Raw genomic sequence first — 11823 nt, forward strand, 5'->3', positions numbered from 1 at the left:
GTGCCCGCGGCCGGCCCGCCGCCGTCCCGTGGACCGCCCCGCCTCCCCGCCACCCCGAACCTGGAAGAGAAGGCTCACCCATGCCGTCCACGTCCGTGGATCACCCCACCGCGCCCGCGGCCGACACCGCCCCGCCGGCGGCCGGCCGCCGACCGCGGTCCAACCCCTGGCTGACCCTCCTGGCGGTCGCGTTCGGACTGTTCATGGTCCAGCTCGACGGGTCCGTCGTCGCCATCGCCAACCCCGAGATCGGCAGCGACCTGCACGCGTCGACCGCCCAGTTGCAGTGGGTCACCAACGCCTACCTGCTCGCCCTCGCCGCCACCCTCATCCTGGGCGGCAAGCTCGGCGACCGCTTCGGCCGGCGCACCTACTACCTCGCCGGCGTCGCCGGCTTCACCCTCGCCTCGGTGGCGATCGGCCTGTCCGGATCCATCGAGGGCGTCGTCGCCTTCCGCGCCCTCCAGGGCGTCTTCGGCGGGCTGCTGATGCCCAACACCCTCGGCCTGCTCCGCAGCGCGTTCCCGCCGAAGAAGTTCGGCATGGCCGTGGGCATCTGGGCCATGGTCTCCGCCGTCGCCACGGCCCTCGGCCCCATCGTCGGCGGCCTCCTCGTGGAGCACGTCGACTGGGAGTCCGTCTTCTACATCAACGCCCCCATCGGCGTCGTCGCCATCGTCTTCGGCCTCCTCGTCCTCCCGCAGAGCCGCAACACCGGCGGCCGGGAGCGCTTCGACATCCCCGGCCTCGTCCTGCTCGCCCTCGGCCTGCTCGCCGTGGTCTTCGGCGTCGTCAAGGGCGAGACCTGGGGCTGGACCTCCGCCGGCACGCTCGGCGCCGGCGCCGCCGGCCTCGTCCTGCTGATCGTCTTCGGCTGGTACGAGACCCGGGTCGAGCACCCGCTGCTGCCCATGCGCCTGTTCCGCAGCCGCGCGCTGACGACGGGCGCGGTCATCACCGCGCTGAACTTCTTCGTGATGCTCGGCGTGATCTTCTTCGTCATGCTGTACCTGCAGAACGTGCGCGGGTTCACGCCGGTGGAGGCGGGCGTGCGGACGCTCCCGCTCAGCCTCGCCTCGCTCGTCGCCTCGCCCCTGGGCGCGGCCCTCACCCAGCGCTTCGGGGCCCGGCTGACCATGCCGCTGGGAATGCTGCTCCAGGCCGCCTCCTGCTTCGGCATGCTCACCTGGCAGACCGACTCCTCCTACGCCACGATGTGGCCGCCGTTCATCGCGCTCGGTCTCGGCGTCGGCATGGTGATGTCCGCCTCCTCCGACGCGATCGTCGGCAACGCACCCGTCCGGGACGGCGGGGTGGCCGGTGGTCTGCAGGCCACGACCCTGCAGATCGGCGGCGCGCTCGGCACGTCCGTGCTGGTCTCCCTGATCAGCGGCAAGGTCGGCTCCACCCTCACCGGGGAACTGACCGGCGCGGGCGTGCCCCCGGCCGTGGCCCACGGGCTGCTCGAGGCCAAGGACGCGGTGGCGATGGGCGTGGCACCCGTCTCCGGCGACATGCCGGCCGGGCTGCGGGCCGCCGTGGTGGAGGGCAGCGGACAGGCCTTCATGAACGGGGTCCACGCGGCCGTGATCGTGACCGGCGCCCTCTGCGTGCTCGGTGCGGCCGTCGCCGCCGTCGGCATCCGCCGCACCGCGGAGCGGCCGGCGGACCACTGACCCCGCGCGGCGGTGCCCCTCCCGGCCGGGGCACCGCCGCCGGTGCGGCTCAGAACTCCCCGGCCGCCGAGCGGGGGAGCACCGTGACGCGGTGGAAGTTGCACCCCGCCGGCAGATCCGCGGCGGGCCGGGTCTGATGTGCCTTCAGGGCGATGCTCACCAGGCTCAGCAGCAGATCGACGTCGGCGTCGCAGTCCAGGTGCACGGTCACCCAGCGGGAGCCGGGCACGAGGTGTATGGCGCTGGAGCCGCCGAGGTCGTACTGGAAACGCTGGATGGCCCGGTGGGTCAGGTGGAGGTCCACGTCCCGGTCCGAGTGGAAGTGGACGATCTCGTCATGGGCGGAGCGCAGCGCCCGTCCGGTTCCGCAACTGGCCGGACCCGTGGTGAGGTCGGGCCAGGCGTGCAGCCGCTCAAAGGCGCGCTGGGCCAGAGTCATGCCTCCATCGTCGCCGGATCACCGCGTCGCAACCAGGGGTTGAGCGATTCGTAACCGGCACGTGAGGTCGGCGCGCGCGCCGGAAGCCCGGGGCGGGCGCCGCGCACGGTCGCGCGGCGCCCGCCCGCGTCGTGCTACGGCGCCACGCAGCCGATCGTCCCCACCGGGAAGTCGTTGCCCGTGGAGGTGGCGGTGAAGCCGAAGGACACACTGCCGTCCGGCGGGATCACGCGGTTGTGGTCCACGTTGCGGACCGTGACCGAGCCGTCGCCGGCGCGCGACAGCGAGCCGTTCCACACACCGCCCAGCGTGGTCCCCTGCCCGGGCCGCCACTGCACGGCCCAGCCGTTCAGCGGCTCCGTACCGTGGTTCATCACCTCGACGGAACCCTGGAAGCCGCCGTTCCAGGAGTTCTGCACGGTGTAGACGGCCATGCAGTCACCGGAGTGCGTGGGCGGCGGCGTGGTCGGGGGCGGCGTGGTCGGGGGCGGGGTGGTCGGCGTGCCGCCCGAGCCGCGGATACCGGTCACTTCGCCGTTGCCGCCGTCGAAGACGACGTCGGAGCAGGAGAAGAAGTTCTCCTGGCTGTCCGAACGCACCCACTGGATGAAGATCAGCGCATCGCCCGAGCGGCCCGAGGGCAGTGCCAGGTCCCAGGAGTAGTGGCCCCCCGAGGTGCCGGGCGAGCCCTGCTGGGGCGGATTGGTCACCGTCTGGATCAGCTGGAGGTCGTCCCAGCCCAGCGCGGACGTGGGCGACCACCCCGGCTCGGTCAGGTAGACCCGGAAGTCGCCCGGATGGGCCGCCCAGTTGCTGTACTGCACCTTCATCGTCGCGCCCGACGTCAGATGCGTGCGGGGCCAGTCCGCGCGGGCCGCGTTGTAGGCGGAGAAGTCGTACGGGGAACGGTCGCCGGCACTGCACAGCGTGCCGTCCGGCACGTAACCGGCGCCGCGCCCGCCCGCGTTGGAGTCGAGCACGGCGAACCAGTTGTACAGCGCCGTCGCCCCGCTCCGGTCGAGGGCGTCCTGGCACGCCGGGTTGGTCGGGTCCAGGGCGCCGGTGCCGGTGACGGCGTCCAGTTGGCACAGGTAGGTGCGCGACCCGGGCATCATCGCCACGCCGTGCGCCTCGGCCCGGCCCTGCCCGAAGAGGACGGTCACACCGAGCGCACCGAGCAGGGTGGCCAGTACCGCCGCGAGGGACAGACATCTGTTGCGTCGAACCATGGGGGTCTCCTGTTTCGTTCAGTTGACGCCGTTAGTGATAAGTGCATGACAACCAGGAGGTGTGTGCCGTGCGTGGAGCCCCCGCCCGGCCGGGGGAGGAAGTCGACCGGCCGGGCGGGGGAGTGGGGGGTGCCGGGAGCGGAAGGACGGGGCCGCACGGCCGGTGGGCCGCGGTGTGCGGCGTCACGCGGTCGCGCAGGCGGTGCCGTTCAGGCTGAAGGCGTCCGGCGCCGAGAACGAACCGCCGTAGGTCCCCTGGAAGCCGAACGTCAGGCTGCCGCCGGGGGCGATCCGGGCGTTGTGGTCCAGGCCGGTCGCCGTGACCGAGCCCGAGGACGGGGTCACGGAGGCGTTCCAGGAGTTGGTGACGCGTTGCCCGGAGGGCAGCGCGAAGGCGAGCCGCCAGCCGTCGACGGGGGAGGCGGCGGTGTTGGTGACGGTGACGTCGGCGGTGAAGCCGCCCGGCCAGACGTTCGTGGTGTACGCGACCGCGCACGCCGCCGGGCCGCCGGGATCACCCGGGTCGCCGGGACCGCCGGGGTCGCCCTCTGTGTCGACCGTCGCCGAGAAGGAGGTCACCGCCAGGCCGGCGCCGCCCTGCCAGGGCTCGAAGCCCGCCTGGACGCTCGTCAGGTACCAGTCGTCCGCGGCGAGTCCGCGCGAGACCGCCTGCCGGGCGAAGTCCATGACGTCGAAGCTCCAGCTGCCGATCGCCGACGGGGCGACGAAGGACAGCACGTCGTTGGAGCCGTTGTTGCCCGACCACACCTCCCAGGAGCGGCTCGCCACGGTGGCCGTACCCACTCGGGAGCCCACCGGCTGGACCGGGCCCGTGTGGTGGAACCAGACCATGATCTCGGTCCGGTTCACCCCGTCGGTCCGGGGCGTCGGGTCGAGCCAGATGTCGTAGGCGGCGTCGTAGACCGCGTTGTCGACATAGCCGAAGGACACGCTGGTGGGCGCCTCGGCGATGTCGCTCAGCCTGGCCGGAAGGCGGGTGCCCGGCGCGCAGGCGGTGTAGTGGCAGCCGTCGAAGACGGACGGGTACGACTTCGGGGCACCGTTGGTGGGCACGGAACCGTCGGCCCGGTCGACCCGGAAGCCCGAGCCGGTGACGGTGACGCACTGCGTCGCGCTGGTGCCCCAGCGGTTGTTCTGGACGATGTAGCGGCCCTGGATCGTCGTCGTGCCGAACGCCTCGCAGATCGCGGTGTCCGCCTGGGCGGGCGCCGCGGCGGTCACGAGTGACGCCACGACGGCGAAAGCCGCGAGCAGTGCGCCTGGCAGGCCCGGTAAGGGGCGGACTCGATGCCGTGACGGTCGCATGTGTGGGGGCCTCTCCGGGAGGGGTGCGGGGGGAAGAGGGCCGGTGCGGGAGCGCTCCCACCTCCCCACGGATGGGAGCGCTCCCACTTACCGGTGTGCTGAGGACTGTAGGAGTCGCGCATGTTCCTGACAAGACTGTGCGCACCGGTGTCGTCGAACGAATCTCGAAGCACCAGGTCAGGAGGCGTCCCGTCGGCCCGGCTGCACCCCCCACGCGGCGGCACACAGGGCGCGGTCGAGCTCCTCCGTGCAGACGGCGGCGGCGAGCCAGGCGCGGGCGAAGCGGCCGGTGTCCGCCGGGAGGAGCCGGCCGAACGCGTCCCGTGAGCGGTCCGCCGCCGCGGCGTGCAACGCGTCGAGGAGTTCGCCCGCGGTGGCCAGCCCGTTGCGTCGCAGTCGTGCGCCGTCGGCGTCCCCGCCGCCGGGGAACGCCAGCACGCGGCGCCCACCGGAGACCGCCTGGTGGACCCGGCGGCGCAGCAGGTGCACCGGGGCCTCGTCGGCGTCGGGCGCGGACACCGCGGCCGGTGTCACCGGCGCGGGCAGGTCCGCGCGGCGGAGCCGGTCCAGGCCCAGGTCGACCCGGGTACCGGGGTCGGTGGGATGACTGACGGCCAGGAGCAGCGCCCGGGGGAACGGCGCCGGGGTGAGACGGGCGACGACCCGCAGGCGGCACCCCCGGGCGGACGCCAGGAGGCGGAGATTCTCGCGGTGGGGCAGCGCGGGATCGTCGTGGGCGGCGGCGAGACGCAGCGTCAGCCCGGCACAGTCGGCGATCAGGCACTCGCCTGCCGCCTCACGCACCGTGCCGCTGAGCGTGACGTCGAGGAACAGCAGGTCCTGGTCGGTCGTGAGCGCGCGGGAGACCTGCTCGGCCACCGGAACGGCCCACAGGCGGTCGAGCGGCTCGGCGTGCCACGCGGCCCCGGACGCGCGGACCGCCCGGACGCCCGCCCCCGCGCCCAGGCGGCCCGTCGGGGAGACCGTCGCACCGGACACGACGAGTCCGGCGCGCGAGAGTTCGCGGTGGGTCAGGGTGGTGTCGCCGATGCGTACACCGCGGTCGGCGGCGCCCGTGGCCCGGCCGGCACCGCCCGGCGCGACGTCGGAGACGGTGTGGAGCCGCCCCGTGGCGTCGGCCGTCCAGGTGACGGCGCCGGCGTAACCGGTCGCCGTGAGCACGGGCTCGGAGAACAGCCCGTACAGGCGCAGCGAACCCTTCGGGGTGTACGGCTGCCGGACGCTGCCGCGCAGCTCGGAGAGTTCCCGCCCGCCGGCGTGGGGGAGACGGTGGGCGAGCCGCAGGACGTCGCGCAGCGCGGCGGCGAGGTCGGCGAGGCGGTAGGCGGCGTCGGCACTCCGGGCGGCCCGCAACGCCGTGACGACGGAGACCGCGCGGCCCGCCGCCCGGGGCAGCCCCGCGAGCCGCGCGGTGTGCGCCGCGCGCAGCAACTCGGCCTGGACCACGGCACCGGCGCCGTCCGTACCGGCCTCCAGCACCGCGCCGACGGCGTCCCACAGGTCCGCCGCGGCGGCACGCTGCTCGGCGGTGGCCGCGTCGGGAGCCGGGGTGAGTGCTGTCGGCGCGGGATGCGCGGGGTCGTGGCCCTGCCGCTGAGACGGGTCCGTCACCGCGGACCGGTCCGGGCCCGTGGCCGGCTGTTGTGCCGGGCCGACGGTCGCCGGCTGCGCCGGGTCGGGGTTCGGGTGCAGGCCGGTGGCCGGTGGACCGGTCCGGCCGGCGGCCGGTGGCAGGGTGGGGCCCGTGGTCGGTGGGTGCGCCGGATCGGCGGCCGGTGGCCGGGTCCGGCCCGCGGCCGGCGGGTGTGCCGGGCCGGGGTTCGGACCCGTGGCCGTTGGGTCGGTCGGGTCGTCGGCCGGTGGCCGGGCAGGGCCCGCGGCCGACGGGTCCGCCGGGCCGTTGGCCGGTCGGTGTGCCGGGTCCTGGTTCGGGTGCAGGCCCGTGGTTGGCGCGTCTGCCGGGTCCATGGCCGACGGGTCTGCCGGGCCCGCGGTCCGCGGGTCTGCCTGGCCGGTGGGCGCCGGCTGTGGCGGGCCCGTGGGCGGGGGTGACGGTGTGTCGGCGGGCAGTGGCTGGGGCGGGTCGGCGATCGGTGCGGCCGAGGCCGCGGCCGCGCGGTGCAGGCAGTCGGGCGCGAGCAGGCACCCGCAGCGGATCGCCCCCGCGCTGGTCACCACGCCACCGGGAGCGTGCAGTTCGAGGTCGGTGTCGTCGTCCACGGCGACGCGCACCACGTCGCCCTCGCGGACCGCCGGCCGCCCCGCCACCTTGGTGACGCCCGCGTCCAGCCGCTTGCGGAGCCGGGGCGTCAGCGCCGCGACGAGTTCGGCGGTCACCGCCGGGTCGACCGGCGGCAGTTGCGGGTTCATGCGATCTTCTCCCCTACCCAGCGGGCCAGTTCGAGCGGACTGAGGGCGGCGACCGGCATGCCCGCCGCGACGAGTTGGCCCGCGACGCCGGTGGAGTACCGGGGCCGACCCGCGTCGTCGAGGCTCGCGCACCCCAGGACATGGCAGCCGGCCCCGACCAGGGCCCGGACCTCGGCGAGCAGGCCGCCCACCGGATAGCCCTCCTCGAAGTCGCTGACGACCACGACGAGGGTGCGGGACGGCACCGTGACGAGCTCGCGGGCGTGCCGCAGGCCCGCCGCGATGTGGGTGCCGCCGCCCACGCTGACCTCGAGCAGCAGGGACAGCGGGTCGTCGACGTGGTCCGTGAGGTCGATGACCTTCGTGGAGAACGCCAGGAAGTGCGTGGACAGGGCGGGCACCCCCGCCAGCACCGAGGCGGTGAGGGCGGACCAGACCGTGGACGCCTCCATGGACCCCGACACGTCGGTCACCAGGATCAGCCGCCAGTCGGCGGCGCGCCGGGCGCGGCTGCGGAAGACCGGGTGCTCGGGGACGACCCGGACGGTGCCGTCCGGGCCGCGGCGCGCCGAGGCCAGGTTGGCCCGCAGCGTACGGGCCAGGTCCAGGCCACCGCCCGGCCGGCGGCTCGGGCGGGGCAGGACCGTACCGTGCAGCGCGGGACGCAGCCGGGTGGCCAGCTGCCGGGTCAGCGCGTCGACCAGGCTCCGGACGAGTGGCCGGAGCGCGGCCAGGCGGGACTCGGGCAGGCCGCCCGCGTGCCGGAGCACGGTCCGCAGCAGGTCGACGGAGGGCCGGGCGCTGTCCGGATGGAGCTCGGCCAGCACGTCCGGCCGGCCGGAGGCGGCCGCGGCCGCCAGGACCTCCTCGCGGATGCCCGGGCCGAACAGCGCCGCCAGGTCCTCCGACCACTCCCGCACCCCGGGGTACGGGGCCTCCCGGCCGCCGCCGTGACCGGGGCCGGTCAGGTCGCCCCGGCTGCCCTCGCCCCGGCCGCTGCCGTACAACTCGTCCAACGCCGTCGCCAGGGCGGCCGCCGACGGCGGCAGCCGGTCGGTCCGGCGGCCCAGCACGAGCCGCCAGCGGTCGGCGGGGGCCGGCCGGCGTTCCCCGGCGGCGGGCGGCGCGTCCCCGTCCGCCGCGGTCGGCCCGGGTGTGCCGGCCTCGCGGGCCGGTGGCGGGGGCAGCAGGCCGAGGGCGTCGAGGGTGGCGCGGGCCGCGAGGTCCGCGCCGGTCCACCGGGCGAGGGCGACGGGGTCCACGGTGCCCGTGTCGGCCAGGTGACGAACCGTCAGCCGCTCCTCGACGATGGACAGCAGCCGGTCCCGGGCGGCCGGGCTGAGGGCGTCGAAGCCGCCGCGCAGAGCGGGCAGACGGTCGAGGAATTCCCGGTCGGGCAGTTCGGAGACCCGGTTCAGAAGCGGTTCCAACGCCGGGGCGGCCGATTCCAGCAACGGGCCGGCGGCCGTCAGCAGCCCGGTCAGCCGTGCGGTGAGCGCGGCCCGGGACGCGGGGTCGTTCGCCGTGTCGACCCACGCGGCGACGCGCTCGCCGAGCTCCCGGGCGTCCTCGTGCCCGAGGAGCACCCGGACGGCTCCGGCGGCGCCACGCATCAGGGGCGAGCCGTCCTCGGCCAGCCGGGCCAGGGCGTCGGTCAGCCGGACGCCGCCGAGGAGGTCCGCCCGGTGGGCGAGCTCCAGCAGGGCGTGCGCGTCCGCCGGGTCCTCCGCGCCGCCCAGGCCGTCCACCTGACGCACCGCCGCGGCGGTGAGCAGCTCGGCCACCGCGGCGGCCCGGGCGGTGCGGTCCTCGTCGGGGCCGAGCCCGGCGAAGTGCCCCGCGCGCAACCGGTCCAGCAGGCCCAGACCGGTCAGCAGCTCGGACAGTGCCGCGGCGCCGGGCAGCACCTCGGCGGCCTCCGCCAGTCGCGCGTCCGTCAGCTCCGGCAGACCGCACTCCGCCGCCTGCCGCAGCCCTTCCAGCGTCTGTGCGGGCGTGGGCCCGCCCTCGTCCCGCTCCGCACGCCGGCGCTCCCGCAGCACCCCTTCGGCGGCCTGGGCGGGCGTGACACCGCGCACCCCGGCCGCGGACAGCATGGCCTCGGTCGCCGGTGTCCAGCGCACCTCCCACCGGGTGGTCAGTGCTTCGGCACCCCCCGCGCCGACGACCTCCCGCGGCTCCGCGTACGGCACCGCGCACACGGTGAGCCGGCGCAGCAGCAGGTCGCGCCGGCGGTCGAGGCCGGAACGCTGAGGGTCGAGGCGCAGATCCCGGGGCTTCGACCCGCCGGGTCCGTCGGCGGGACCCGGCAGTCCGAGTGCCGACAGCTCCGCCTCCACCGCCGGGACGAGGCCGCTGCGCGGGGCGCCCGGGGCGGGACGGCCGGCGCGCGTCCCGACGAGCACCTGTTCCATCGCCCGCGCGACGGCCCGCCCCCTGCCGTACGGCTCACCCTGGGCGAGCACCGTCTGCACCGCCTCGACCAGCTCCCCGCGGCCCGCCGCCGGCAAGCCGCGCAGTCGTGCGAGGTCCGAGGCGAACCGGGTGATCTCCCGCGCGTCGGCGGGCCCCGACGGATGCCCCAGGGCGCGCAGCCGCGCACACACCCGCACGGCGGTGGCGGTCAGTGCGTCCTCCAGCGCGCCCGGATCGCCGGCCGCGCCCAGGACCAGGTGCTGCCACTCCGGATCCCGGATGCCGGCGGGATAGCCCGACCGCTCGTCGAGGAGCGCGTAGGTGTAGGGGATGAGCGAGGTCGTCCACACCGGCCGCCCGGTCCCGGTCCCGCCTCCGGCGTCCACGGCGTCCACGGCGGCCCCGTCGTTTCCCTCCCCGGCGGGCAACGCCAGCGCCGGGGCGTGGAAGGCACCGACGACCACGGCGGCCCGCTCCCCGTGCGCGGTGGCGGCGGTCAGCCGGTCCCGCATCCACTGTTCACGGCGCAGATCCAGCTCGGGCACCCCGCCCGCGGCGGCGGCCTCCTCGCGCAGCGCCCACCCGGTCAGCAGCGCGGCCCGGCGCAGCGCCTCGGGCGCCGAGCCAGGAGCCGTCGCCTCGACCAGACGGTCCCAGAGGTCCTCGCCGGGACGGCCGGTCAGCCGGGCCCGCAGCGCATGGGTGAGACCGTGTCGGCCGGAGTCCGGCGAGGGGCTCCGGCCGTCGCTCCACGCCCGGTCGGCCAGCGGCAGGTCGCAGGCGACGACCGGGACTCCGTGCCGGACCGCCCAGCGCACGGCGGCGAGTTCGGGGGAGAAGTCGGCGAAGGGATAGAACGCCGGCCCTCCGCCCCCCTCGGCCGGCCCCCTGCCCCCCTCGGCCGGCGCCGCGGCCAGCGCGACCGGCGCCCGCGTCTCCTCGTGGCCGAGCCAGGGCAGCCACTCCTGCATCTCGGCGGGGAGCTCGACCAGCACGACCTCCGGAGCCGCACCGTCCAACAGCGCGGGCACGGCCGCGGCCAGGGACGGCGCGTGGTGCCGTACACCGATCAGATAGGGCGCCGCGGGGTCCGTCAGGGCGTCGGCCGCCTCGCCGGGGGACAGCAGCGGCGCCGGGGAGGAGAGCGGGAGGAGGGACATGGCTGTCAGGCCTCCAGGACCGTGCGCAGGTCCCACAGGGTGCGCCAGGTGGCCGAGCCCTGCTCCGCGCGGCGCCGCACCGGACCGTCCCAGTAGCCCCGCAGCCGGGCCGCGTCGGCCGGGTCGTCCTTGCGCACGACACCGAGGAGATGCCCGGGCAGCAGCCCCAGCACGTCGCGGTCGCCGGGGAAGTAGGCCGCGGCCAGTCCGAGCGCACCCGCGACCGACACCGCCTCCGCGGTGCTCATCACGGTGGACGGCCGCTCGACCTCCCAGCCCTCCGCCGACCGCCCCTCGCGCAGGTCACGGAACGCGGTGACCAGCGCCTCCAGTACGGCGTCGTCGACCCGGAAGGGCGCCCCGGCCCGCTCCACGGAGGCCCGCGCCTGGCTGCGGACCAGGGCCGTCTCCGCGTCGAGGTCGGGGATGGGGCCGACCGTCTCGAAGTTGAAGCGGCGCTTGAGCGCGGCGGACATCTCGGAGACGCCCTTGTCGCGCAGGTTGGCGGTGGCGATGAGGTTGAACCCCGGTGCCGCGTGCGCCAGGGCGTCGCCGGTGCCCGCCAGCTCGGGTACGGCGATGCGCCGCTCGGAGAGCAGGGAGACCAGGGAGTCCTGCACCTCCGGCAGACAGCGGGTGACCTCCTCCACCCGGGCGATCCCGCCGCGGCCCATCGCGGTCAGCACGGGCGAGGGCACGAGCGCCTGCCGGCTGGGTCCCTGGGCCAGCAGCAGCGAGTAGTTCCAGCCGTACTTCAGCTGGTCCTCGGTCGTGCCGGCCGTGCCCTGCACGACCAGGCCGCTGGTTCCGCACACGGCGGCGGACAGCAGCTCGGACAGCTTGGACTTGGCGGTGCCCGGCTCGCCCACGAGCAGCAGGCCGCGCTCCCCGGCGAGGGTGACGACACACCGCTCGACCAGCGCCCGGTCGCCGACGAACTTGCCCTCCACCTCCAGCCGGCGCGGCACGCCCTCGGGCACCTCGGCGTCGTCGGGCAGACGCAGGGCCCGGCCGTCGCTGCCCATGACGAAGGTGACGACGGCCCGGGGCGTGAGCCGCCAGGCGGGCGGGCGCGGTCCCGCGTCGTACGCGGCGAGGAAGGCCAGTTCGGTGGCGTACCGGTCCTCGGGCGGCACGATCTGACGGGTGGTGTCGGGGGACAGGGTGGTGGTCATCGACGGGTCTTC

Annotated in this window: 7 protein-coding genes; 1 reads left to right on the forward strand and 6 read right to left on the reverse strand. The window is 75.8% G+C overall.

Features of this window, described 5'->3' with window-relative positions; genetic code table 11:
- Positions 1–80: 80 nt before the first annotated feature.
- Positions 81–1676 carry an MFS transporter gene (locus tag ACGF3H_RS23925; protein ID WP_362487530.1) on the forward strand — a complete coding sequence of 532 codons (1596 nt, stop codon included), beginning with the start codon at positions 81–83 and terminating at the stop codon, positions 1674–1676.
- 49 nt (positions 1677–1725) lie between these two features.
- On the opposite strand, the gene ACGF3H_RS23930 is transcribed toward ACGF3H_RS23925, so the two are convergent.
- The 6 genes from ACGF3H_RS23930 to ACGF3H_RS23955 all read right to left on the reverse strand — a co-directional run bounded on the left by ACGF3H_RS23930 (position 1726) and on the right by ACGF3H_RS23955 (position 11811).
- Positions 1726–2115 (reverse strand): luciferase family protein, encoded by a 390-nt coding sequence (locus tag ACGF3H_RS23930; protein WP_362487527.1) that lies wholly within the window; start codon positions 2113–2115, stop codon positions 1726–1728.
- 134 nt (positions 2116–2249) lie between these two features.
- A complete protein-coding gene (locus ACGF3H_RS23935) occupies positions 2250–3344 on the reverse strand; it encodes a lytic polysaccharide monooxygenase (RefSeq protein ID WP_362487525.1) in 1095 nt (364 codons plus the stop codon).
- Positions 3345–3527: 183 nt separating this feature from the next.
- Entirely contained in the window at positions 3528–4670 is a 1143-nt protein-coding gene (locus tag ACGF3H_RS23940) for a cellulose binding domain-containing protein (protein ID WP_362487522.1), read from the reverse strand.
- A 177-nt stretch (positions 4671–4847) separates the two neighbouring features.
- Complete coding sequence (locus ACGF3H_RS23945; RefSeq protein WP_362487520.1) at positions 4848–7061, reverse strand: hypothetical protein; 2214 nt, start codon at positions 7059–7061, stop codon at positions 4848–4850.
- Positions 7058–10636 carry a DUF5682 family protein gene (locus tag ACGF3H_RS23950; protein WP_362487518.1) on the reverse strand — a complete coding sequence of 1193 codons (3579 nt, stop codon included), beginning with the start codon at positions 10634–10636 and terminating at the stop codon, positions 7058–7060. Before ACGF3H_RS23950 ends, ACGF3H_RS23945 begins: the two co-directional genes overlap by 4 nt.
- Before the next feature lie 5 nt (positions 10637–10641).
- Positions 10642–11811, reverse strand: coding sequence for an AAA family ATPase (locus ACGF3H_RS23955; protein ID WP_362487516.1), 1170 nt, complete (start codon positions 11809–11811; stop codon positions 10642–10644).
- Positions 11812–11823: the final 12 nt, after the last annotated feature.

Source organism: Streptomyces sp. NPDC048185, assembly GCF_043202495.1.
Classification (GTDB): domain Bacteria; phylum Actinomycetota; class Actinomycetes; order Streptomycetales; family Streptomycetaceae; genus Streptomyces.